At 63.8% G+C, this 23,556-nt stretch carries 26 protein-coding genes; 17 read left to right on the top strand and 9 right to left on the bottom strand.

From position 1 onward, the window contains the following. Window positions 1-110 precede the first annotated feature (110 nt). From MHEC_RS04635 to MHEC_RS04625, 3 genes are read right to left on the bottom strand one after another with little or no spacing between them, the layout of a single operon-like run. On the bottom strand, window positions 111-1,538 hold the full coding sequence (locus MHEC_RS04635) for a FadD3 family acyl-CoA ligase (RefSeq protein ID WP_071700237.1): 1,428 nt from the start codon (window positions 1,536-1,538) through the stop codon (window positions 111-113). A 10-nt stretch (window positions 1,539-1,548) separates the two neighbouring features. Continuing rightward, window positions 1,549-2,727: an amidohydrolase family protein gene (locus tag MHEC_RS04630; RefSeq protein WP_048890050.1), complete on the bottom strand. Its 1,179-nt coding sequence runs from the start codon at window positions 2,725-2,727 to the stop codon at window positions 1,549-1,551. Window positions 2,728-2,740: 13 nt separating this feature from the next. Next, window positions 2,741-4,300, bottom strand: a complete 1,560-nt coding sequence (locus MHEC_RS04625) for an AMP-binding protein (protein WP_048890051.1) — start codon at window positions 4,298-4,300, stop codon at window positions 2,741-2,743. Window positions 4,301-4,391: 91 nt separating this feature from the next. Between MHEC_RS04625 and MHEC_RS04620 the strand changes: the two genes are divergently transcribed. From MHEC_RS04620 to MHEC_RS04585, 8 genes are all read left to right on the top strand, one after another. After that, window positions 4,392-5,117 (top strand): enoyl-CoA hydratase/isomerase family protein, encoded by a 726-nt coding sequence (locus tag MHEC_RS04620; protein WP_048890052.1) that lies wholly within the window; start codon window positions 4,392-4,394, stop codon window positions 5,115-5,117. A 59-nt stretch (window positions 5,118-5,176) separates the two neighbouring features. Further along, window positions 5,177-5,566 carry a hypothetical protein gene (locus MHEC_RS04615; protein ID WP_048890172.1) on the top strand — a complete coding sequence of 130 codons (390 nt, stop codon included), beginning with the start codon at window positions 5,177-5,179 and terminating at the stop codon, window positions 5,564-5,566. Window positions 5,567-5,722: 156 nt separating this feature from the next. Beyond that, a complete protein-coding gene (locus tag MHEC_RS04610; protein WP_048890053.1) occupies window positions 5,723-6,811 on the top strand; it encodes an NAD(P)H-dependent amine dehydrogenase family protein in 1,089 nt (362 codons plus the stop codon). Continuing rightward, a complete protein-coding gene (locus MHEC_RS04605; RefSeq protein WP_053093966.1) occupies window positions 6,808-7,089 on the top strand; it encodes an SDR family NAD(P)-dependent oxidoreductase in 282 nt (93 codons plus the stop codon). The genes MHEC_RS04610 and MHEC_RS04605 overlap by 4 nt, the downstream gene beginning before the upstream one ends. Beyond that, window positions 7,086-7,754: a TetR/AcrR family transcriptional regulator gene (locus tag MHEC_RS04600; RefSeq protein WP_048890054.1), complete on the top strand. Its 669-nt coding sequence runs from the start codon at window positions 7,086-7,088 to the stop codon at window positions 7,752-7,754. The genes MHEC_RS04605 and MHEC_RS04600 overlap by 4 nt, the downstream gene beginning before the upstream one ends. A gap of 16 nt (window positions 7,755-7,770) precedes the next feature. Then, entirely contained in the window at window positions 7,771-8,274 is a 504-nt protein-coding gene (locus MHEC_RS04595) for a nuclear transport factor 2 family protein (protein WP_048890055.1), read from the top strand. A gap of 4 nt (window positions 8,275-8,278) precedes the next feature. After that, window positions 8,279-9,433: an FAD-dependent oxidoreductase gene (locus MHEC_RS04590; protein WP_048890174.1), complete on the top strand. Its 1,155-nt coding sequence runs from the start codon at window positions 8,279-8,281 to the stop codon at window positions 9,431-9,433. Next, window positions 9,430-9,891, top strand: coding sequence for a VOC family protein (locus MHEC_RS04585; protein WP_048890056.1), 462 nt, complete (start codon window positions 9,430-9,432; stop codon window positions 9,889-9,891). Before MHEC_RS04590 ends, MHEC_RS04585 begins: the two co-directional genes overlap by 4 nt. A 100-nt stretch (window positions 9,892-9,991) precedes the next feature. On the opposite strand, the gene MHEC_RS04580 is transcribed toward MHEC_RS04585, so the two are convergent. Then, window positions 9,992-10,609 carry a TetR/AcrR family transcriptional regulator gene (locus tag MHEC_RS04580; RefSeq protein ID WP_048890057.1) on the bottom strand — a complete coding sequence of 206 codons (618 nt, stop codon included), beginning with the start codon at window positions 10,607-10,609 and terminating at the stop codon, window positions 9,992-9,994. A gap of 169 nt (window positions 10,610-10,778) precedes the next feature. On the opposite strand from MHEC_RS04580, the gene MHEC_RS04575 reads away from it, so the two are divergent. The 3 genes from MHEC_RS04575 to MHEC_RS04565 all read left to right on the top strand — a co-directional run bounded on the left by MHEC_RS04575 (window position 10,779) and on the right by MHEC_RS04565 (window position 13,897). Beyond that, on the top strand, window positions 10,779-12,065 hold the full coding sequence (locus MHEC_RS04575; protein WP_048890058.1) for a cytochrome P450: 1,287 nt from the start codon (window positions 10,779-10,781) through the stop codon (window positions 12,063-12,065). Window positions 12,066-12,473: 408 nt separating this feature from the next. After that, on the top strand, window positions 12,474-13,280 hold the full coding sequence (locus MHEC_RS04570; protein WP_048890175.1) for an enoyl-CoA hydratase/isomerase family protein: 807 nt from the start codon (window positions 12,474-12,476) through the stop codon (window positions 13,278-13,280). Then, window positions 13,277-13,897: a TetR/AcrR family transcriptional regulator gene (locus tag MHEC_RS04565; RefSeq protein WP_048890059.1), complete on the top strand. Its 621-nt coding sequence runs from the start codon at window positions 13,277-13,279 to the stop codon at window positions 13,895-13,897. The genes MHEC_RS04570 and MHEC_RS04565 overlap by 4 nt, the downstream gene beginning before the upstream one ends. A gap of 40 nt (window positions 13,898-13,937) precedes the next feature. Here MHEC_RS04565 and MHEC_RS04560 read toward each other — a convergent pair whose 3' ends face one another. The 3 genes from MHEC_RS04560 to MHEC_RS04550 all read right to left on the bottom strand — a co-directional run bounded on the left by MHEC_RS04560 (window position 13,938) and on the right by MHEC_RS04550 (window position 16,296). After that, window positions 13,938-14,870, bottom strand: coding sequence for an LLM class flavin-dependent oxidoreductase (locus MHEC_RS04560; protein ID WP_048890060.1), 933 nt, complete (start codon window positions 14,868-14,870; stop codon window positions 13,938-13,940). Continuing rightward, on the bottom strand, window positions 14,867-15,568 hold the full coding sequence (locus MHEC_RS04555) for a MaoC/PaaZ C-terminal domain-containing protein (protein WP_235434731.1): 702 nt from the start codon (window positions 15,566-15,568) through the stop codon (window positions 14,867-14,869). Before MHEC_RS04555 ends, MHEC_RS04560 begins: the two co-directional genes overlap by 4 nt. Window positions 15,569-15,702: 134 nt before the next feature. After that, a complete protein-coding gene (locus MHEC_RS04550; protein ID WP_048890062.1) occupies window positions 15,703-16,296 on the bottom strand; it encodes a TetR/AcrR family transcriptional regulator in 594 nt (197 codons plus the stop codon). Window positions 16,297-16,434: 138 nt separating this feature from the next. On the opposite strand from MHEC_RS04550, the gene MHEC_RS04545 reads away from it, so the two are divergent. From MHEC_RS04545 to MHEC_RS04535, 3 genes are read left to right on the top strand one after another with little or no spacing between them, the layout of a single operon-like run. Beyond that, window positions 16,435-17,442 carry an LLM class flavin-dependent oxidoreductase gene (locus MHEC_RS04545; RefSeq protein ID WP_048890063.1) on the top strand — a complete coding sequence of 336 codons (1,008 nt, stop codon included), beginning with the start codon at window positions 16,435-16,437 and terminating at the stop codon, window positions 17,440-17,442. Continuing rightward, window positions 17,439-18,635, top strand: coding sequence for a cytochrome P450 (locus tag MHEC_RS04540; protein WP_048890064.1), 1,197 nt, complete (start codon window positions 17,439-17,441; stop codon window positions 18,633-18,635). The genes MHEC_RS04545 and MHEC_RS04540 overlap by 4 nt, the downstream gene beginning before the upstream one ends. Before the next feature lie 10 nt (window positions 18,636-18,645). After that, entirely contained in the window at window positions 18,646-19,467 is an 822-nt protein-coding gene (locus tag MHEC_RS04535) for an SDR family NAD(P)-dependent oxidoreductase (protein WP_048890065.1), read from the top strand. On the opposite strand, the gene MHEC_RS04530 is transcribed toward MHEC_RS04535, so the two are convergent. Together MHEC_RS04530 and MHEC_RS04525 are read right to left on the bottom strand one after the other, a co-directional pair. Next, window positions 19,464-20,969, bottom strand: a complete 1,506-nt coding sequence (locus tag MHEC_RS04530; protein WP_048890066.1) for an adenylate/guanylate cyclase domain-containing protein — start codon at window positions 20,967-20,969, stop codon at window positions 19,464-19,466. The genes MHEC_RS04535 and MHEC_RS04530 overlap by 4 nt on opposite strands. Window positions 20,970-20,994: 25 nt before the next feature. Then, complete coding sequence (locus tag MHEC_RS04525; protein WP_048890067.1) at window positions 20,995-21,375, bottom strand: hypothetical protein; 381 nt, start codon at window positions 21,373-21,375, stop codon at window positions 20,995-20,997. Between the two features lie 188 nt (window positions 21,376-21,563). On the opposite strand from MHEC_RS04525, the gene MHEC_RS04520 reads away from it, so the two are divergent. The 3 genes from MHEC_RS04520 (at window position 21,564) to MHEC_RS04510 (ending at window position 23,494) form a co-directional block, all read left to right on the top strand. Continuing rightward, window positions 21,564-22,250, top strand: coding sequence for a hypothetical protein (locus MHEC_RS04520; protein WP_235434732.1), 687 nt, complete (start codon window positions 21,564-21,566; stop codon window positions 22,248-22,250). After that, the gene (locus MHEC_RS04515; RefSeq protein WP_048890069.1) at window positions 22,250-22,843 is read left to right on the top strand and encodes a hypothetical protein; all 594 of its coding nucleotides are present in this window, start codon (window positions 22,250-22,252) and stop codon (window positions 22,841-22,843) included. The genes MHEC_RS04520 and MHEC_RS04515 overlap by 1 nt, the downstream gene beginning before the upstream one ends. A gap of 126 nt (window positions 22,844-22,969) precedes the next feature. Next, window positions 22,970-23,494 (top strand): Rv2253/PknI dimerization domain-containing protein, encoded by a 525-nt coding sequence (locus MHEC_RS04510; protein WP_048890070.1) that lies wholly within the window; start codon window positions 22,970-22,972, stop codon window positions 23,492-23,494. Window positions 23,495-23,556 lie beyond the last annotated feature (62 nt).

The raw sequence follows: 23,556 nt of genomic DNA, 5'->3' as shown, positions 1-23,556 counted from the left end.
GTGCTCGGCGTCTTGTCCTCAGTCACCTGAGCATTCTCCGTTGCCGCGCGGGCAGACGCAAAGGCCCCACCACAACGCGGGTTCTCCGGGCCTTTGCGTCCACCCGCCCGCTAGCGCAGGTCATCTTTCATCACCTTGCCCGTGGCGTTCACGGGCAATGCCTCGACGAACTGCACCGAGCGCGGCACCTTGAATCCCGCCATCCGCTCCCGGCACCAGCTCAGCAACTCGTCAGCCTCCACGGCGGTTTTCCGGACGATGAATGCCTTGCCCACCTGCCCGAGCCGCTCGTCCGGTACACCGATCACGGCGGCCTGCGCGACGGCGGGGTGCTCAAGCAGGAAACCCTCGATCTCGGCCGGATAAGCGTTGAAGCCGCCCACGATGAACATGTCTTTCTTCCGCCCGACGATGCGGAGCCGACCACCCTCGTCCAAGTTGCCCAGGTCGCCGGTATGCAGCCAGCCCTCGTCGTCGATCGCCTCGGCGGTCGCCACCGGGTCGTCGAGGTAGCCCTGCATGACGCTGTAGCCGCGGACCAGGATCTCGCCGTCGTCGGCGATGCGCACCTCAAGCCCGTCGCACGGCCTGCCGGCGGTCGTCGCGATCTCCTCGAACGAATCGCCACGACGCGATGCCGTGACCGTTCCGGCTTCGGTCAATCCGTAGCCGGTCATGATCGACTGGAAAGGCAGTTCGCTGCGCATCCGGCGAACGAGCTCCACCGGGATGTCGGCCGCCCCGGTCACTGCCGCCCGCAATGACGACAAATCACGCCTGCCGCGGGCCGCCAGCAGCGAGTGATACAGGGTGGGCGGACCGGGCAGCATGGTAACCCGTTCGCGTTCAATGAGTTCGAGCACACGATCGACTTCGAAGATCGCGACCGGGATCATGGTGGCGCCCCGGATCAGCGACGCGATGCAGCCCGCTTTGTAGCCGAAGGTGTGGAAAAACGGGTTGACCATCAGATACCGATCGCCTTCGCGCAGGTCGGCTAGCTCGCACCAGTCCGCATAATTCCGCAGCGTCTGCGCGTGGTTCATCATGACGCCCTTGGGCCGACCGGTGGTGCCCGAGGTGTAGATGACGTCGGCGATGTCGTGCGCACTGACCTCGCGTTCCGACGGCGAGCCGCTGGCAAGGAAGTCCGACTTCAGGTCAATCGCGGGCACCCCGGGAGGAACCTCGAATTCCCGACCGAGGAAGCCCTTTTCGACCAGGACGGCTTTGGCCCCGCTGCGACTGATGATGTCGGCGGCCTCGGCTTCCTTGAAGCGGGTATTGACCGGAACCAAAACTCCGCCCGCGGTCAGCAGGCCGAATGCGGCGATGATCCACTCGGCGCAGTTGGGTGCCCAGATGGCCACCCGGTCGCCCTTGTCGATGCCGATTGCCGCAAATGCACCTGCAGCGCAGCGGATCCGGTCGACCAACTGCGCGAAGCTCAGCCGCACCGAACCGTCGACGACCGCTTCGGCATCGCCGAAGCGGTCTGCGGCACTCAAGACCATCTCCGGGATGGTCGCCCAGCTCATGCCGCGGTCGTCACACCGACACGAGTCGAGACAAGTTGCCGCCCATGATCTTGGCCTGATCGGCCACGTCCAGGTGCTGGAGCGCGTCGGCGAAGTGACGTGGCTGGGCCAGCCCTTCCGGATGCGGGTAGTCAGACCCGAACAGCACCCGGTCCACTCCAATCAGATCGATCAGGTCGCTCACCCCGTCCTCGTAGAACGGGCTGACGTGGATGCGGTTCTTGATCTCCTCAACCGGATTGCCCAGGAAGCTCTCCGGCGTCTTTTTGTACACGTCGGCCAGCTGATCCAGCAACGGCGCCAGCCACTTCGACCCGTTCTCGATCACCGCGACCTTCAACTGCGGGAACCGGAATAAAGCCCCGTGAATCACCCAGGAGGCCACGGCATCCTGAACCGGGCGCCACTCGTTGAGCATGGCGAACGCATTCGTCTGGAATGGCAGCATCTCCTTGTCGGTGCCATCCCATTCGGCCGTGTATCGGGCATAGCCGGAATCCGACGAATGCATGGCCACCAGCACGTCGTGCTCGACGACGCGCTGCCAGAACGGGTCGAACTCCGGTAAGGCAAACGAGCGCGGACCACGGTACCCGGGCACCGGGGCTGGCCGGACCAGGATCGCGCGGGCACCGCGGCCAACCACCCACTCAAGCTCCTCGATGGCCTTCTCGACAATCGGCAGGGTCACCACCGGGACCGTGAAAATACGGCCCTTGTAGTTGAAACCCCATACCTCGTCGAGCCACTGGTTCAGCGCGTGCACCACCACGTGGATGAGTTCGGGGTCGTCGCGCATGCGCTCCTCAACAAGGCTGGCCAACGTCGGGAACATCAGCGAGCGGTCGACACCCAGCTCGTCCATCAACTCCAACCGCGGGCCGGGCTCACGAAATGCGGGAATCGAGCGCATCGGCTCGCCGAAAATCTCGCGCCGGCTCTTACCCTCCGGGTTGCCGTGCTTGAAGTACTCCTCCATCGCTCCGGGGCGCGCCACCACCTCGAAGGTCGGGTTGGGGATGTAGTCGCTGATCACCCCGCGGACCGCGATCTTGGTGCGACCGTTCACCTGCACGTACTGGATCGCGTCCTTGTACTGCTTGGGCAGGTACTTGGTCAGCGAATCCTGCGTCTCGTACAGGTGGTTGTCCGCGTCGAACAGCGGATACGACAGGTCGGACGTCGACATGGATCCTCCATTGCTATTTTGGAGAATGATATTCTCGCTTAGAGCATACCGCAATGCCCTCACGGACCAGTTGCTTCTGGACCTTGCCGCTAGCGGTACGCGGGTAGTCGTCGACCTGGTGCAGCTCCTCGGGCCATTTCTGCCGGGCCACACCCATCCGGTCGAAGTGCTCGCGGATCTCCGCCAGCGTCGGCATCGCATACCCGGACCTGATGCGCAGCACCGCGGCGGCATGCTCGCCCAGACGGGCATCGGGGGCAGCCACCACCACCGCTTCGGCGACCGCTGGCATGGCCAGCAGGACTTCTTCGACCTCCAGTGCGCTGATGTTCTCGCCGCCGCGGATGATGATGTCGGCCTTGCGGTCGGTGACAGTCAGGTAGCCGTCTTCGTCGAGGACACCGACATCGCCGGTGCGGTACCAGCCGTCGGCGTCGAAGGCCCGCGCAGTCAACGCTTCGTCGGTATAGCCCAGACACAGATCGGGGCCCCGACTGATGATCTCGCCGTCCTCGGCCAGCCGGATTTCCACACCCGGCCGCGGCAGCCCATCAGTGAACAGCCGCTTTTCCGCCGGTGCGTCGTGAGGCGTCAGAGTCACCGACGGGTGTTCGGTGCTGCCGTAGGAGCGGAAAACGTGGATGCCGTTGTCGGCCAGCCGCCGGGTCACCGCGGCGGGGATCGCAGCTCCGCCCAGACCGGCGGTCCGCATGCTGCGCAGGTGTTCCTCGGTGAAGTCGGGGTGATCGAGCACGCTGGTAAAGAAGTAGGGCGGACCGCCCCCGATGGCCAGACCGTCGCTTTTCATCAGGGCAAGCACACGATTCGGATCCCAGGCGTCGCAGAGGTTGATGGCCGCGCCCTCCAGCACTGGAACCAGAAACGCGCTGAGCATCCCGATGAAATGGCCTACCGGTGCCGCCGTCAACTGCGGTGCGCGGTTCGGCGGATATCCCTCGAAGAGCTGCCGCGTCTCACACCCCAGCGTCTGGTGAGTGTGGACGACCCCCTTGGGATCACTGGTCGTCCCGGAGGTGAACGCAATCACCGCCGGGGCGGCCGGATCGGCCGCGACGGTGCCCACCATCGGTTCAGCAGCCAGCAGCTCGTCGAAATCGCGGCCCACCACGCCGACGATCGGGACCGCTTCGGCCAGGTCGGGCTGATAGCACATTGGACCGAACCGCTCGGCAGTCACGAACACGCACGGTCGCGCCGTAGACAGTATGTGCGACAACTCTTTTCGACCGTAGAAGTGAACAATCGGGACCACCACGGCACCGAGGAACGCGGCAGCCCAAAACACCGCGGCGGCCTCCATCCAGTTCGGCAATTGGAAGGCGACCACATCGCCCGGGCCGACACCGCGGGCACGCAAACCGCCGGCAAGCCTGCGCGCCACCGCCTCGACGTCGCGGAATGTACCGGTCCATGGCCGCACAGCGGAATGCACCCGAAACGCGGTGTGCGGAGCGCGTCGCAGACCGCGCGCCAGCAGGTCGCCGAGAGTGTGCGGCGTCCACCATCCCTCGCGCTGGTAGCGCTCGACCAGTTCGGCAGGGATGCTGCGCATGGCGGGGACTCCCAAGACGATCGGTTCCGCAGATGGTGATGCTATTCTCCATTAAAGAGAATGCCAATATCACCAGACGGAGCGCGGGCACATGGTGGACCTGGAGTTCGACCGGGGATGTGCTGTGCTCACGATCAATCGCCCGCACGCCCGTAACGCCATCGCGTTGGACACCATGGCGCAGCTGGAGAAGGCGCTTGACGGGGCCGAGGGAGCAAGCGCGCTAGTCGTCACCGGGGCCGGCGACCGGGCCTTTGTTTCAGGCGGTGACCTCAAAGAACTTAGCGCCATCACGACCGAGGACGACGCGGCTGCCATGGCGAGGCGGATGCGCACGATCTGCGACCGGCTGGCAAGCTTTCCCGCCCCGGTGATCGCCGCATTGAACGGTCATGCTCTCGGCGGCGGAGCCGAGGTCGCGGTCGCCGCCGACATCCGGGTGGCCGCCGACGACATCAAGATCGGCTTCAACCAGGTCGCACTGCAAATCATGCCGGCTTGGGGCGGCGCCGAGCGGCTGGCGGCATTGGTGGGAAAGAGCCGGGCGCTGCTGCTGGCGGGCACCGGGCGGGTGCTCGAGGCCGCGGAGGCCGAGCGCATCGGGTTGGTGGATCTGGTGTTGCCCCGGCCGTCCTTCGACGAGGGATGGCGATCGCTGGCCAGGTCGCTGGCCAACCGGCCGGCGGCCGAGGTAAAGCGGGTAATCAGCGGAGTTCCGGCTGATGAAGCGATAACATCCTTTGCGCGCCTGTGGGTCGCGGATGCGCACTGGCAGGCCGCAGCGCGGGTGATGAACCGCAACGCCAATCAGCGGTGAACAGCCGGAGGAGCGATATGACAGCCATCCGAAAGGGCTTGTTTGGCTTGGGGTTGGCCATGTGGTTGGTTGCGGCCAACGTCGGGCTCACCACGGCAACCTCCCGCGCCGATGAGAATCCCGTGCTGCACCACGTCAAATACACGCTGACGGTCGACCACCCGATCTACGCGGATATCTACTACCTCGATCAAGAGCCACCGATCTTTTCCGACTACAGCCACAACCCCTACCAGTTCGTCCCGAATGTCAAAGTCGACCTTGCTCCCAATGCCCCCTGGACCCACGAGCTCGACCTGGCCAAGCCCGATCAATGGGCGTTTTTCACCGCCAGTACCGGGACCGAACCCGGCACGCCGATGTTTCACTGCAAACTCGCCGTCGACGGGGTCGTTGTCGTCTCCAAAGACGGAGCCAAGGGTGTCCTCTGCTCGATACGTCACTGGTAAGCGCGTATTTCGTTGATCAGCAGCGCTTTTCCGACCCAGCATGGCATGTGAGCGGGCAATTGGCCCGACTCGTTGACAGTCACTGTCAACTCGCCATAGGCTCCTGACCAAGGAGTCGCTAGCCGAAGCGTCTGGGTTCGAGTAGGACGGTGGTCGATGGACCCACGAAACACCAAGGCCTTCAAAGTGATCCAATGGGCGACCGGTGGTGTCGGCAAGGCGGCGATCGAGGCCGTGCTCAATCATCCCGACCTCGAATTGGCCGGCTGTTGGGTCTACAGCGCCGACAAGCATGGCCGCGACGTCGGTGAGATCCTCGGTCGCGAGCCCTTGGGTGTTAAGGCCACCTCGAACAAGGATGACATCCTGGCGGTTGATGCGGACTGCATAGTGTACGCGCCGCTGATTCCCAACGACGACGAGGTCAAAGCCATTCTGCGGTCGGAGAAAAACGTCGTCACACCTGTGGGCTGGGTGTACCCGGATCGAACCGATCCGCGCGTTAAAGCCATCGAGCGAGCCTGTTTCGACGGTGGCGTGACGTTGCATGGCTCCGGCATTCATCCCGGCGGGATCACCGAGAAGTTCCCGCTGATGATTTCGGCGTTATCCACGGCGATCACACACGTGCGGGCCGAGGAGTTCTCCGACATCCGCACCTATAACGCACCCGATGTGGTGCGTCACATCATGGGCTTTGGCGCCACGCCGGAGGAGGCCGCCGGCAGCCCGATGGCCAGCTTGCTGGAAAGGGGTTTCAAGGCTTCGGTGTGGATGGTGGCCGACTATCTGGGATTCAGGGATCCGACGTTCTCGTCGACCCAGGAAGTCGCGGTGGCCACCGCACCCATCGACGCGGGCTTCCTCACGATCGAGCCCGGCAGGGTGGCCGCGCGTCGCTTCCGCTGGCAGGCTCTCGTCGACGGGCAGCCGGTGATCACCGCCGCGGTCAACTGGCTGATGGGTGAAGAGCACCTGGACCCGAACTGGAGCTTCGGCGACCGCGGTGAGCGCTTCGAGATTCAGATCACCGGCGACCCCGATGTCGAACTGATTGTCAAAGGCTTGCAACCGGAGTCGATCGCCGAGGGCCTGCGGCGAAACCCTGGCGTCGTGGCCACCGCCAATCACTGCGTGCACGCGATCCCGCATGTGTGTGCCGCTGACCCGGGCATCAAGACCTACCTCGATCTACCGATGATCGCCGGGCGGCCCGCGCCCAGACTCGCCGGGGCGGTGCGGTGATTCTCGACGATCTGCGGATCACCGATCAGGTCGCCATCGTCACCGGCGGCGGTGCCGGCATCGGTCGCGGCAGCGCGGTCGCGCCGGCCGAGGCGGGAGACAACGTCGTGGTCGCCGCCCGTGCGAAATCCCATCTGGATGACACCGTGCGCCCAATCGAACAGACCGTTCGCACCGGGCTGGCGGTGGTTACCGACGTGATGATCGACGAGGACGTAACCAATCTCGTCGACACGACCGTCGCGCAGTTCGGGCGGCTCGACATCTCGGTACGATGACCGACGACATCGCCGCGGAAAGCCCACCCGTCAAGCCCTCGTCATTGCGAGACCGCCAGCGTGCACAGATTCGCGCCGATATCCGATTGGCGGCCTACCGGCTGTTCGCCGTTCACGGCTTCGACAATGTCACCACCGAGCAGATCGCAGCCGCCGCGGGTGTTTCGCCCAGCACCTTCTTTCGCCACATCACCAGCAAAGAAGAACTGCTCCTAGACCAGGTACGGCGGGGTTGGGAGGCCATTGCGTTGCTGCTCGAACAGCGGCCCAGCGAGGAATCGCCCGACGTCGCGCTAGCGCGCGCAATCGAAGCCCGCACTGGCGCCTTCCACGACAGCGAGACAGAACAATGGCGTGCGGCCATCCTGGCCGCCCCCAACCTGCTCGAGAAAGTCAGCATGGCCCCGGAGGACAAGAGCCGGTTGGTCAAACTCACTGCCGCCCGCATGCGAACCGACCCCGAGCACGACATCCGGCCCGCCTTGCTGGTCCACTTGGCTTTTGCCGCAGCAGATTTCGCGTTTCAGCGATGGGTGCGTACCGGCACCGAGGATCGGCAGCCGCTTCAGGTGCTGGTGTCTGAGGCGTTGGAAGCTGTGCTGCATCCCCGCTGGCAACCGCGGCGCAGCCGAACCGCCCGACCTCAGACAAGAGCACGGCGCTAGCTGATCGGAGGAGCAGATGGGGCAGTGGTCACGCGGTGAGATCGAGCGTGCGTTCCGCGACTACAGCCAGGCGGTCGTCGAAATAGGACGAAGCTCGGACTGGTCGCACTACGCCGACCTGTTTACCGAGGACGCCGTCTACCTGGAACATGTATACGGCGAAATGCATGGCAGAGAACGGATCCGCGAGTGGATCGCCTCGACGATGAGCGTGTTTCCTGGCTCCGAGATGCCGTTCTACCCAGCACAGTGGTACACGATCGACGAAGATCGAGGCTGGGTCATCGGGAAGATTCTCAACCGTATGAAGGATCCCGGCGACGGCAGCATCCATCAGGCCGCCACCCTGACGGTGCTGCACTACGCCGGCAACGGGCTGTGGAGCTACGAAGAGGACGCATACAACCCGCTTAACTTCCTGGCCATGGTCCACGAGTACACCAAGCGTTGCCAGGCCTTGGGCACCATCTCCCCGGATGCGCTTGCCTTCGCCAAAAACATGAACTGGCAACTGGACTGACGTGGTGAGCCGGAAGCGGGTTGTTGTCGCCGGGCTCGGTGACAGCGGTGTCCTGGCGGCCATCCGACTGGCTCGCCACGCTGATGTCGTCGCAATATCGGCCAAACCTGGGTTGCTCAGCGGGCAAGAGCTGGGCTGGCGGCTCAGCCGCCCTGAACAGTGGGCACGGGTGAATTGGATCCCATTCGACCGGTTTCGTGGCCTGGACCGGGTACGAATCGTCCATGCGTCGCTGACGAGGGTCGACCTGACAACCCGAACGGTGTTCGCGCACAGCGCCGACGGATCGGAAGTCGCCGAGCACTACGACGCCTTGGTGATCTCGACCGGTGTGACCAATGGGTTTTGGCGCCAACCCACGCTGCAGACGGCGACCGAGGTCGACACCGAACTGCGCATGACGCATGAGCGCCTGGCCACCGCCGAATCGCTCATTGTGATCGGCGGTGGCGCCGCGGCGGCAAACAGCGCCGCTCAGCTCGCTACCACCTGGCCGGACAAACGGGTCGATCTGTATTTCCCCGGGGAGCGGGCGCTCATCCACCATCACCCGCGGACCTGGGACCGCGTCGCAGGGCGCCTCACCGACCTCGGCGTGCGGCTCCATCCGCGCCACCGAGCCGTGATACCCGCCGGCTTTGCCTGCGATCAGATCACCAGCGAACCGGTGCGATGGAGCACCGGGCAACCGCCGGCATCAGCCAACGCGGTGCTGTGGGCGGTCGGCCGGGTCCGGCCCAATACAGGATGGCTGCCGGAGGAGCTGCTTGACGAGCACGGCTTCGTCCGCGTGACAACGGATTTGCGCGTTCCCGGTCATCCAGATCTGTTCGCGGTCGGCGACGTTGCAGCCACCGACCCGCTTCGCACCTCGGCCCGGAACCGGGCCGACGCGTTGCTGGCCCACAATGTGCGCGCCGCGTTCGCCGGGAAACCGCTGCGTCACTACCAGCCTCCGGCCCGGCGATGGGGCTCGGTGCTGGGTCCCCTGCCCGACGGACTTGAGGTCTACACCTCCCACGGACGTGCTTTCCGCTTCTCCGCGTGGACGTTTCACAAGGTACTACTGCCATTGGTCGTGGGTTGGGGCTATTACCACGGGGTTCGGCGCAACGACCCACAGCTCGCCGGCGCACCCGAAGGGACATCTGCCCAATGACGCGGAAACCAATTGAACTGCTTGGCCTCTCCCACATCTGCATCGCGGTGTCGGACATGGAAGTGTCTCTGGCTTTCTATCGCGACCTGCTCGGCCTCGAGGTATTCTTCGATCTCCAGCTCGAGGTGCCGGCGATGGAAACGGTTACCGGAGAAACCGGGCCCGTGATGCACGGCGGCGCGGTGGTGGAGCTTCTTGATTTCGCTCACCGCGATTTGCAACCACAGCGGCGCGACGCCAAGCTCGGTTGCCCGAACGTCTCCTTAAGCGTCCGCGACATCGACGCCACCGCGGCCGCGATCACTGCCGCGGGCATCCAGCCCGAACAGCAACCGGTCGACATCGGCGGTGTGCGCATGTTCTTCGTGCGCGACCCCGACGGTACCCCCGTCGAGTTCGTGTCCTTTCCCAACGGGGAGCGAAACTCGGCTCAGATGTGGGGCTACACCGGCCAGTGACGTGCGCCGCGAGGTTCGGCGGAACCCGCATATCTGCGGGCTTGCTCACGCAACCGACAGTCACGTCGGGTTTCGCGCACTTGTTCAGCCGGCCTTGAATTCATCGACATGACCGCGGGGAATCAGCAACCACTGACGGTTCGCCCTCCAGTCGACGCAGATAGCGCTCGACGAACGCCACGGTCTCGGGATGCCCGAGCGACACATCGAGGGCCTGTTCCATCACCAGCACCCGAGAAATACTGGTCATAAGGACTGACCACACCAGCGGCGGCACTTCCGCGGGATCAATGCCGTAGCGCTCCAGAACCATCGACAGCGCCTTAGTTTGCTCTTCACGGAAACGCTCAGCGTAATAACCAATTTCGGCTTTGAGCACTTTGCGATGATTGGCCAGCGCCACATACTCCATCGTCAGCGCGGTGGCCGCGGGATCGGTGCTGAAGCGCCACAGCGCCCACAACGGTTGCGGCGAGTCCAGCGCCTGCGCCTGGAGGCGCAGCCCGTCTTCGGCGCGACGGCGAAACGCGGCCAGGAACAGATCGTCCATCGTCCGGAAGTAGTAGTGAACCAGTTGCGGCTTGAGCGCAGCCTTCTGTGCAACCCGGCGCGAAGTGACTGCGGCATAACCCTCTTCGAGCATCAACTGTTCGGCAGCGTCGAGCAACACGGAGCGGTTCTTGGCGTCCGGCGCCCCGATCCTGCGCGCCGATGTCATCAGATGACTCCGTTCGCTTGTCGCACCCGCCGATCGTATCGAGGCCCGACAACGTCACCTTGACCACGGCAATCCGACCATGCTAAGCAGGTGCTTAGCACCTTATCGCACTCGGCGGCGTCGTGTCTGGCCGCCACTAAGCAAGCCGGCATCGGGAGGCACGCAGAGCATGACCACCTTCGAATCGGTCGACTTCTTCACCGACCCGTCCCTGGTGCCCGATCCGCACCCCTACTTCGACTATCTGCGCAGCAAAAACCCGGTGCTCAAGCTGCCGAATTACAACGTCTTCGCCGTCACCGGCTATGACGAAGCCACCGCGGTGTATAAGGACACCGACTCATTCTCGAACTGCGTGGCACTGGGCGGGCCGTTTCCGCCGCTGCCCTTCGAACCCGAGGGCTCAGGTTTGGAGGATCTCACGCCCCTGATCGACGCCCACCGCGACCAGTTTCCGATGTTCGAGCACATGGTGACCATGGACCCGCCGGAGCACACCCGGGCACGCTCGCTGCTGAGCCGGCTGCTGACGCCGAGCCGGCTGAAGGAAAACGAAGACTTCATGTGGCGCCTGGCCGACCGCCAGCTCGAGGAATTTCTCGCCGAGGGTGAGTGTGAGTTCATCGCCGAATACTCCAAGCCCTTCGCCACCCTGGTGATCGCCGACCTGCTCGGGGTCCCCGAAGAAGACCACAAGCAGTTCCGCACCGTGCTGGGTGCCGATCGTCCCGGGGCGCGGGTTGGGTCGCTCGACCATGAGTCGGTCGGCATCAACCCGCTGGAGTGGCTTGACGAGAAGTTCTGCTCCTACATCGAAGACCGGCGCCGGGAGCCGCGCGACGATGTGCTGACCGCGCTGGCGACGGCAAAGTACCCGGACGGATCCACCCCCGACGTCATCGAGGTGGTGCGCTCGGCCACCTTCCTGTTCGCGGCCGGGCAGGAGACCACCGCCAAGCTGCTGTCCGCGGCGCTACAGGTGCTCGGTGACCGCCCGGATATCCAGCAGCGGCTGCGCCAGGACCGCAGTTTGATTCCGGCGTTCATCGAGGAGTCGCTGCGCTTCGAGAGTCCGGTCAAAAGTGACTCCCGGCTGGCCCGCAGGTCCACCACGGTGGCCGGCGTCGACATTCCCGCCGGCGCCATCGTGATGGTTTTGCCGGGCGCGGCCAACCGCGATCCGCGCCGCTTCGAGAATCCGCACGAGTTCCGGCTCGATCGCAAGAACGTCCGCGAGCACATGGCGTTTGCCCGCGGCGTGCATTCCTGCCCCGGCGGACCGCTGGCCCGGGTGGAAGGCCGCGTCTCGATCGAGCGGATTTTGGACCGGATGTCCGATATCAAGATCAACGAAGCCAAACACGGCCCACCCGGCGATCGCCGCTATACCTATGAGCCGACCTACATCTTGCGCGGCCTTTCCGAACTGCACCTGACGTTCACGCCCGCTGGGTGAGCCCATCCCGACATGCCAGCGCTTGATCAGCCAGAGCGAACACGTCGGGGCTTCATGGGCCCAACATCTGCCCCGCACGATTAACGCCAGTTGTTGTAGGCCGATGTATTCCGCCGAGTAACTGCTCGATCGGGGTCGCCGGCAGAAGACGACGTCCGTGCCAGGCTTGTAGGCGAACTCGTTGTCAGCCGAGACGAACGGCTCAAAACCGACAAGCGGCAATCAGCGCGTTCGTAGTAACGCTGGTCCGCAGCCAGACCGGCCATATTCATGACCAGATAACCCAGCAGCTGCTCACTTTGATCGGCAGGCGCGGTTCGAGGCTGGCCGTGGCAAGCGGCGCGGCGAGAACGCATTCGAGATTCACGCCCATTGTGTTAGTAGAGCGATTTATATAATATGGCGACCATGACCGTCGGCGGCGTCATTTATGCCAAGAAGGACCGGGTCGCAACGATCACGTTGAACCGCCCGGAAGTGCGTAATGCGATCGATCCGACAATGGACCAGCGACTGCGCCAGATCTGGCGGGACTTCAGCGATGACGACGATGTTGACGTGGCAATCCTGACGGGCGCTGGGACGGCGTTTTGCGCTGGGGCGGACCGCAATGCCTGGTTCGAGCAGTGGGCCGACGCTGACGCGGCCATGGTACGACGCAACGCCAAAAGTGTCGGAATCGGTGGGCTGACCCGCGGCCTGCACCGCATACGCAAGCCGGTGATCGGGGCGGTCAACGGCTGGGCGCTCGGCGCTGGTCTGGAACTGGCGCTAGCCTGTGACATTCGTATCGCCTCCGATAGGGCCATGTTCGGTGCGCCTCTGGTGGCGTTGGGGTTTCATCACGGCGATGGCGGCATCACCAGGCTTGTCGATGCGTGCGGCATCGCCGTGGCACTTGATTTGGAACTCAGCGGCGAACCAATCGACGCCCAGCGCGCCCTGCAAACCAATCTGGTCACCCGCGTCGTCGCGCACCACGAGCTGATGAACTCCGCCCGGAATCTGGCCAATCGTATCGCCGCGCACCAGCAGGAAGCGGTGCGCTCGGCCAAGGAAACGGTGCTCGACGTCATCGGGCAACGGCTCGATGACCAACTCGAGCTTGAAGCCCTTTCCGCCTACGCCATCGACCGGCAGACGGCCCGGCGCATCATCGACGCCATCGCGCTGCGCCGCCGCACCGGCAACGGTCGGACAGAGACGACATCATGAGCACGTCCACGCGAGACCGGTTTTTGACCACCGCGGCCGCACTATTCCGCCGCCAAGGTTACAGCGGCACGGGGCTGAAACAGATCGTCGCCGAAAGCGGGGCACCGCTAGGGTCGCTGTACTACTTCTTTCCCGGCGGGAAGCAAGACTTGGCACTCAACGCCATCGGGCACACCGCGGCGCGCTACGAGGAGCTGCTCGACCGGGTGTTCGCGCACACCGGTGACATAGGGCAAGCCGCGATCAAATGGTTCGGGTGGGCGGCGCGGGCGCTGGAGGAATCCGACTTCGCCGACGGCTGCCCGATTGGCACGCTGGCGAGTGAAATCGCCAGCACCAACGACACTTTGCGCGCAGCTAGCCAGGCCGTATTCGACGCATGGCGCTCCCGCGTCGCCACTCAATTGATAAGCGGGGGCGTCAAGCCTGCGCGCGCAGGTGAGCTCGCGACTTTTGCCGTGGCTAGCCTGGAAGGCGCCATCATGCTCGCCCGCACCCAACGAAGCAGCCAGCCTCTGCGCGACACTGGCCGCGTCGTCGCCGAAACTCTACGCTCGGCGGCCAGAATCACCGTCACCGCCAGAGGCCGGATTGTAGACAAAAAAGGCGGACGGTAAGCACGCTGCGGCCATTAATCGCGTAAAGGTTTGGCGTATTTCACAGCTCGGCGATCACCCTCGAGGCCAGCAATTCCAGCGTCTCATCGGACGCCCGGTCATGGGTGAAGAGCACCACTTGCTGAAAGCCGAGCTCTCGCAGTTGGTTTAGTCGCTCCACAATCGCCTGCGGCGTGCCGATCAACCCGCCTTCGTGCAGACCGAAGCCGGGTGTACCGAAACGCTTTTCGGCGATCTGGCGGACCTTCGGCAGTGCCTCGTCGTCCGGGGCGAGCGCCATCACGGCCTCAACGGACAACATGATGGTGGCGGGATCGCGGCCGATGTCGTCACAGATCGACTGCAGCACCGACAGTTTGTGCTCTAGCTGGCCGAGCGCGTAGGTCGGCACATTCCACACGTCGGCGTAGCGCGCCACCAAGGGCAGCGTGTGCTTCTCGCCGACTCCCCCGACGATTACCGGTGGCCGGGGCTGCTGAACGGGTCCCGGCACGATTGGCATGTCGCGCACCGTGTAATGCTTTCCGGCGAAATCGACGACGCCATCACTGAACGCCTGGCTCAGGATCTCCAGCGCCTCGGCCAGGCGTTCGGACCGTTCGGCGAAGCTTCCCCAGGGCAGGCCCGTCCTGCTGTGTTCGTCTTCGATGGAGCCGCTGCCAATGCCGAGCTGTAAACGGCCTTCCGATATGTGGTCGAGTGTGGTGGCCATCTTGGCCAGCACCACTGGATGGCGAAACTGGTTGCACAACACCAAGTGTCCTACGCGGATGCGGTCGGTACGGCTCAGAAGTGCGGTGGCCAGGGTCCAGGCTTCCAACGAGGAGATCTGGGGAACGCCCGGCCCGTACAAGTGGTCGTAGAGCCACACCGATCCGATGCCGAGTTCTTCGCAACGCAGAGTGCGATGCAGGACGTCCTCATAAGAAAACCCCATCTGCGGCACATAGACCCCGATATCGAGATTCGTCATCCCCGCAGCTCCATTCGTCCGTGACTGATCGTAGTTACCCCCGCGCAGCTCGCCTCGAAAGCAAACGACTTTCTGGTGACGCCATAGACATTCACGGTCAGCTCGGCTCCGAGGGGCGTCGGCGACGCGAAGCGCACTGCCACCCGTCGAACCTGGCCGGGATCATCGACGCCCACCACACGCAAGACGCGATGCGCGCAGATCGCCATGGTGCACAGGCCGTGAGCGAAAAGGAAGTCGAATCCGCTTGCGCGCGCGGCGCCGATGTCGAAGTGGTGGGCCGACCAATCGTCGGACACTGTGGCGTAATCGTGTGCCACGTGCTCACTGATGTTGTGGGTTGCCGACCCGATCGGATTGCTTCGAGCCGAGTCGGGAAAGCGGTGATCTGCTGGCATCGATCCTGCATCGGCTATCGCTTGCAAGCCGAGAAGCATGGTGGTCCACCATTGTTCGACAGCCAATCCACCCTGGCCGTCGAATTGTTCGATGTGCAGCACCACCTGGGTGCCTGCGCGGGTCGACCGCACCGCGGATACGGACGACCAGGTATCCAGCGGCTCGTCGGGAACCAGGGGACGATGCAGCACGATGTCGTGCTCGCCGTGCAGACCGCCACGCGCCTGCCGCCACGCAGCTGCCGGCACATCCGCATTGGCCGCCTGCTGGGCCCCGAAGGCCAGAACGACGGGGTACATCGGCGGGACCGCCTTACCAGCCAATACCGCCGCAGTCTCGTCGCCGGTCGCAGCGGCGTATGCCGCGATCCGATCCGGCTCGAGGCGTCCCGGAAACGGCCCATGTCGCGTAACGGGACCTAGCCGAATCTGGCTCACGCGATCACCGGGTCGCCCTCGACGTCGCGCAGATAGCGCTCGACCAGGGCGATGACTTCGGCATGACCGGCCGAGATCCCTAGGGCTTCTTCCATAAACAGCACCGCCTGCACGCCGGTCAGCAGGAACGCCACCGCCACCGGCGGAATTTGCTGCGTGTCCACCCCGTAGCCCGCGAGGACCGTCGCGAACGTCTTTGCCTGCTCATCCCGAAACCGCTGGGCGTAGCAGGCCAGCTCAGACCTCAAATCCGCGCGGTGGTTAGCCAGCGCGAACAGCTCCATGGCGAACGCGCTGAACGGCGGATTGCTGAACATCCGCCACAGCGCCCACAGGGGTTGCGGTGAGCCCAACGCTTTCGTGTTCGCCTTGAAGCTCTGCTCGGCGCGGCGGCGGAATACCGCAAGCAGCAACTCATCCATGCTGCGGAAGTAATAGTGCACGAGCTGAGACCGCAGACCCGCCTTCTCGGCCACCCGCCGACCGGTGACCGCCGCCCAGCCCTCGGCGAGCATCAGTTGTTCGGCCGCATCCAGCAACAACGTGCGGGTCTTCGCGTCCGCGGAACCAAATCTGCGCGGCGATGCCATCTTTACCCTGTAATCCTCCTGTCGACCCTGATGAGTATTGACCACCCACGCGCGGCATGTTAGGCATATGCTCAGCGGATTTAAGCAGACGCTTAAATCCTACTTCGGTGCCGGCAATACCGTCGGCGGAGGTCACGAATGTTCTCGATGCGCTTCGATATGCGCGCCGCTGCCATCGGCGCGCCAACGACCGAGCTCTATGCGACGGCGATCGAGATGTGCGCGTGGGCCGAGACGCGCGGCTGCCTGGGAACAGTGCTGTGCGAGCATCACGGCTCCGACGATGGCTACCTGCCAACGCCGCTCATTCTCGCCTCGGCCGTGGCGGCGCGCACCGAACGGCTGGCCATCACCTCGGTGGTACTTCTTCCGCTCTACGACCCGGTTCGGCTCGCCGAGGAGATGACGGTGCTCGATATCATCAGCCGCGGCCGTGTCTCTTACATCCTGGGTTTGGGGTATCGCCGCGAGGAGTATGACCATTTCGGCGTGGACATGGGCGCGCGTGGACGCATCGCCGATGAGTACGTGGAATTGCTGCGCCGGCTACTACGCGGTGAGACGGTGGTCCGCCCGGGGCGCCGCATCAAAGTCACACCACCGCCATACAGTGCCGGTGGCCCGCTGCTGATGTGGGGTGGCGGCAGTCTGGCCGCCGCCCGCCGCGCCGGAAAATACGGCCTTTCTTTCCTCGCCCAGGCCAATGTCCCCGGCTCGCAGGAAACCTACGAAGCCGCGTGTCGCGCACACGGGCACGAGCCCGGGATGACCTTGCTGCCTGACCGCGACACGCCGTCGGTGTGTTTTGTCGCCGACGACGTCGACCGGGCATGGGACGAACTCGGATCCTACCTGCTCCACGATGCACGGACCTACGCCGATTGGAACCCGGGCAACCAGACGTCGGCCGGCATCGCCGACGTACACAGCGTTGAGGAGTTACGCCTCATGTCACGCACGTACCGGATCTTCACTGTGCCGCAAGCGATCGACCACCTGCAAAGTGGCGGCATGCTCACCCTGGCGCCGCTGTGCGGTGGGCTGCCGCCCGATCTCGCTTGGCCATACCTGGAGCGCGTTGCCAACATTGTGGTACCGAAGCTGACGGAAACCAAAGTCCCGCAGAAACAAGGGGTGCAGGGATGACGAGCGCCGAAAAGACCGACGTCTACTACGACCCGTTCGATTTCGAGATCGACAACGACCCGTATCCGGTGTGGAAGCGGCTGCGCGACGAGGCGCCACTCTACTACAACGAGAAATTCAATTTCTTCGCGCTGAGCCGTTACGCCGATGTCGCTCCCGCACTTAACGATTGGGAGAAATTCTTGTCTGGCCGGGGAACGACCGCTGACCTCCTGCTCAGCGGTGCCGAAATTCCCCCGGGGATCATTCTGTGGGAGGATCCGCCAATTCACGACGCTCACCGGCGGCTGCTGTCACGGGTTTTCACGCCCCGCCGAATGGAGGCGGTCGAAGGGTTAGCGCGCCAGTACTGTGTCCGTGCCCTCGATCCCCACGTGGGATCGGGCCGGTTCGACTTCATCGAAGATCTCGGCGCGCAAATGCCGATGCGGGTGATCGGCTACCTGGTGGGCATCCCGGAGTCTGACCAGGAAATGATCCGCAAGCGCACCGACACCATCTTGACCCTGAAGGAGGCTAAGCCGGCCTTCGACGCCACCAGCTTCGAGCAGACATATCAGATCTTCGCCGACTATATCGACTGGCGGGCTAAGCATCCGTCGAACGATCTGATGACCGAATTGCTCAACGCAGAGCTGGAGGAACCCGACGGCACGCGCCGACGGCTGAGCCGCACCGAAGTGCTCACCTACACCAGCACGATCGCCGGGGCAGGCAACGAGACGACGACACGGCTGATCGGATTCATCGGCCAACTGCTCTCCGACCACCCCGACCAGCGCCGCGAGATCGCCGCCGACCGGGCGCTGATTCCGCAGGCCATCGAAGAAGTGCTGCGCTACGAGGCACCGTCACCGGTCCAGGCTCGCTATGTCGCCCATGACGTCGAGTACTATGGCCAGACCGTTCCCGCGGGCTCAATCATGTTGCTGCTGAACGGGTCTGCCAACCGTGACGAACGGCACTTCCCCGACGGGGAACGATTCGATATCCACCGCACCGGCTCGCACCTGAGCTTCGGGCACGGGTTGCATTTCTGCCTGGGTTCGGCGCTGGCGCGCATGGAAGCGCGCGTCGCGCTTGAGGAAGTGCTCAATCGCTGGCCCGATTGGCAGGTCGATTATGACAACGCGGTCCGGGCGCACACCGCCAGCGTGCGCGGATGGGCGCGATTGCCCGTTATCACCGGTTGACGGCAGGCCGGTGACTAGAACGATCGTTATCACGGGCGCCAGCGACGGCATTGGTGCCGCGGCCGCTCGTCGCTTGTCTCACGCAGGTGAACACGTTGTCGTGATCGGACGCTCGGAAACCAAGACCACAGCCGTGGCCGCCGAACTGGGCGCCGACTGCTTCGTCGCCGACTTTGCCGACCTGACTCAAGTGCGGGCATTGGCGCAGCAATTGCGCTCTCGCTATTCGCGCATCGATGTATTGGCCAACAATGCCGGCGGCATGACAACCAGAATCGAGTTTACCGGCGACGGCTACGAGAAGACCTTCCAAGTGAACTATCTGGCGCCGTTTCTGCTCACCACGCAACTCGTCGATCTCTTGGTCGAGTCCCGGGCCTCGGTCATAAACACCTCCAGCGCGTCGCAGAAGTTGCTCGGCAGAGTGACAATCGAGGATCTGCACAACACGCATCGCTACCGTCCCAGCAAGGTGTACGCGCTTACGAAGCTGGCAATCATATTGTTTACCAAGGAATTACACCGTCGGTATCACGATGCCGGGCTGTCGGCTGCGGCTTTCCACCCCGGATATGTCGACACGAACTTCGGGCCTGCATCTGGATCGCGGATCCTGGCTCTCATGCGCCACACACCGACAAGGGTGTTCACTGCGACGCCGGATCAAGGTGCCACTCAGCTCGTCGAGTTGGCCACCGCCACACCCGGTGTCCACTGGAAATCGGGAGAGTATTACTCCAGGAACAAAATCGCGAAACCGCATCGTGCGGCCAACGATGCAGTGCTGGCCCGCGAACTGTGGGATCGCAGCCTGGCCGTCGTTGCCACTTAGCCAGGTCCTTCGTCCGCCGGTGCCGAGACCTGCGTGGTATCCGAGCGGCCGCGTAACACCGTGGAGCCCTTGGCAACCCAATGCTCGCATTCCTCCGGGTCAGCGCGAGCTATCGCCGCATCGGAGCACAGAATCCGTCGCTCCGAAGTCTTGGCGAGATCAGCGAGACGCGCTGATTCGTTGACCGGGTCACCGATCACGGTGTATTCGTAGCGGTTCTCAGCACCGATATTGCCGGCAAAGACGGGCCCTGCCGAAACGCCGATGCCGAAGTCCACCAAGGGTAATTCGCGCAGCCGAGCGCCCAGCGCGCGTGCGGTCGCCAACGCCGCTGATGCCGCTCCATCCAGTCGCAGCGGCGCCCCGAAGATGGCCAGCGCGGCGTCTCCCTCGAACTTGTTGATCGATCCTTGCCTTTGATCTACCTCCTCGACAACGATCTGGAAGAACTTGTTGAGCAGTCCGGCAACCTCCTCAGGCGGATGGCTAGCGGCCAACGGTGTTGAGCCCACCAAATCGATAAAGAGAATTGCCGCGTCGACAACATCGCCGGTCAGCGATGCTTCCTCTTCGACCGCACGACGGGCGACGTCCACTCCTACGTGTCGGCCGAACAGGTCACGAAGCCGGTCACGTTCGACAAGGCCGGACACCATCCGATTGAACCCGCTTTGTAGACGGCCGATCTCGGAGCGTTCGTAGACGTCGACCATTGTGCCGATCCGGCCATGTTCGACTTCTGCCATTGCCGCCACGACTTCGCGAACCGGATCCGAGATCGATTTGGCGACCAAGATAGTTCCCCGCAGTCCCAGCAACACCGCGACAATGGAGAGCACCAGTACCGGAATCTCGACCGAGGCGCTTTTGTGGATGATCCAGCCAAGTGACCGCAGAAAGATCAGGGATGCTATCGCCACGCTGGGAAGCGCACTGCTCAGCAGCCACATGCCGACCAACCGTGCTAACACACCTGGAGCGGTGACGAAGCCTTCGAAACCGTGTGTGGCAGCTGCAATGATCGGACGCACCGTGCGCTGCGTGAGCAGCACGCCGGTGCCCGTCGCGGCAGCCCCACCGAATAGCACCGCCAAGGCGGTCGACACGACAACCGTGAGCCCGCCGTGAACGTTCAGTAGCGCAAAGATTGTGCCGCTGGCCGCCCACGTCGCCGCGAGAACCGCCGACTGGTTGCGGATGAGCTTCATCGCTGCACGGCGTTGGTCGGGCGTCGGCTCTTGCCCAGCAACAAACCAGCGCAGCGACGGAGCGATCGATATGACTCCGCCTGTCCCGACCGCGACGGCACCAAGCACAACCAGCAGAATGGCCGCTACCGTGTTCCTCGCGTTCACGTGAACGTGTGCCCCACCGCCGGCGTGGCCGCCGAGAGCCACCGCGATCACCGCGACCTCGCCGGTGGCAACAAGATGAGCCAATACGAGCCCGCCCGCGTATCGAATCGATAGCCTGGCCGCGCCACTAGGAGCTAGCTGCCTCACGTGACGAAGGTACGGCCACGGTCAGCTACGTGTCGGCGCGGGTCCAGAAGGTATGACCGTTCTGCGCTAGGCAGGTCAAAAACAGCCCGTCCGGCGCCTGCGCAACATAGTTCTGCCACTGGGTGCAGTCGGCGTTCTCTTCCTTGATCCCGGCCATCGGCGGCGACCGAAACCACCTCGGCTGGTATCTCCTCGGCGAACCGCAGAACACCAGCCGTCCCCAGTCCGTGACCCCGAAAACGTAGTAGGTCGTGTTGTCACAAGGCGCCCCGAGCACCACGCCGGGCGCGATGCCGGGTGTACAAGCCGGGTAGTCGCAGACTGTCGGCCCGGCGGCGGCGCGAGGTGCAGTCAAGAATGCACCAGCGCCGAGCAACGCCGTGACGGCTGCCACGAAGTAGCGCACGGCAATACTTTGACACAGCTGAAAAGAAAATTCTCCTATTCGGAGAAGGTCGAGACTGTTCAACGGCACCGGAATGCCGATCAGCCGCGGAGTGCGCCATTGGTCGCCGACATGCGGACCATTTGCGCAGCTTGAAGCGCTGGAATTGGCCGGTGACTGTCGGGACAAAAGTGATAACGTGGTTCTCCGTGCATGATCCGGAGGGAGTCTCACTCGCTGAAGCAGAGGAAGAAGCCGCCCGGGCCGAAGCGACAGCCGAGGAGGCCCGGGCACGCGCGATGCGGCTGCGCCGACAAGCCGAAGCGGCATCGGGCAACCAGGCGCAAAACTCCGACCCCGTCGACGAAGCGCACCCCCGACGACTGGCGTTCTCGTGGCGTCCGAAGCCGCGTATCGCGGGACGAAAAGCGCTGGGCACCGCGGCGGCGATCGCGCTGATCTGCATCTCGCTCGGGGCGAGCGGTTACATGCAGTGGCAGCACCACACCATCACACATAAGCGGCAACTGGCGGCGGAGTTCGCCGCGGCGGCCCGCCAGGCGGTCGTCACGTTCATGTCGATCGATGCCAACCACGCCAGGGACGACTTCCAACGCATTATCGACGCGTCCACGGGCCAGCTGAAAGCCCAGCTGCAGGCGGCCTCCGGCGTTTTGGTCAAGCGGGCTGAGGATTCGAAAGTAAGCACCAAGGCCACCGTGGACGCCGTCGCCGTCGAGTCGATGACTGACAGTTCAGCGGTGGTGCTGGTCGTGGCAAAATCGGACACCACCAATCCGGACAAAACCAAACGGCCCCCGGCGTCTTGGCGGCTCAGCGTCAATATCAGCCGGGACGGCGGTCAGCTCAAGATGTCGAAAGTCGACTTCATCTGATGACGGTCGAACACCGGTCGTCGATTGACGGCAGCAATACTCCCACCGGGGAGCCAGAGCCGGCCCGTCTGAGCAAAATCGCCAAAACCACCGCCTGGATGCGCTGGTGCCTGGCTAGGCGAGGTCTGATTCTCCTGACGGCCTTGGTCATCGCCGCAGCGGGGCTTGCTGCCGGTTTGTTCTTCATTCAGTATCGTGCGGACCGCCAGATCGATGACGCGGCGAAACAGCAGGCGATCCACGCGGCTTCCGACGGCGCGGTCGCAGTGCTGTCGTATTCCGCCAACAATCTGAATCGCGATTTCGACAAGGCGCGGTCCCACCTCACCGGCGACTTTCTCACGTATTACACCAAGTTCACTGAACAGATCGTCGCGCCGGCGGCGCAGCGGATGCAACTTACCCAGACCGCCAAGGTGGTGCGGGCCGCAGTGTCAGACTTACAGCCGAATTCGGCGAGCGTGTTGGTATTTCTCGATCAAACCACCCTGAGCAAGGAAAAACCGAAGCCGTTGGTGAGCCCCAGCGGGGTGCGCGTAACGCTGAGCAAGGTCAACGGTTCCTGGTTGATCGCCAAGTTCGACCCACTGTGATGATCGTTGCGATCTCCGGCAAGATTCCAGCACTTCAGCGGTGAAGCTAATGCTATTGTCGTCGAGAGCGCCCCTGCCGGCGCCAAACAAGCGCATAGGCAGCTTATGCCGTCGAGGAGCATGCTCATGCGTTCAATGGGAACGATAGCCACCGCAATAGGGCTGACTGCCAGTGTGTTTGGCGCTTTCTGCCCGGTGCCGTGGGCACGGGCAACGACCAAGGAGGAGGTCGCCCTCAACGGGACGTACCGTGCCACGTCCATCGGCGACTGGGCCAAGACCAACGACCAGTTCAACAACGAGGCGACAGTCGTCAGCACCTGGACGATGAACTCGTCGTGTGCGACGTTTTATGAATGCACCGGCACGGTAAGAAGCGATCAGGGCTGGAGCGCGCCGTTATACACGGTTGACGGGACCAGCTGGTACGTCAAACGCGAAGTGCCGAACTGGGAGCGATGCCCCGACGGGACCGCATATCCCGGGCAGCAGACCTTCTATTTCTATCCGGTCAACGCCTCGAGCGCTGAACTGGAACTCGGCTCCCCGGTGCTGGCCGGCAAGGATCGCACCCTGGGCCCGAGCGGGGCCTGCGGGCGAAACCAGTGGCTGATGGTCGAGATGCCGTTTCGCCTGGACAAGATAGGCTAACCGGGCGTTCGGGCCCGATTGCTCTGCTGCGCCGCGGGCTGCGGTCTGGCTTGCAGCGTCGC

Origin of the sequence: Mycobacterium heckeshornense (assembly GCF_016592155.1) — a bacterium.
GTDB lineage: Bacteria > Actinomycetota > Actinomycetes > Mycobacteriales > Mycobacteriaceae > Mycobacterium > Mycobacterium heckeshornense.
The sequence above is the reverse complement of the archived record's forward strand: the minus strand, read 5'-3'. Positions and strand labels throughout refer to the sequence as shown.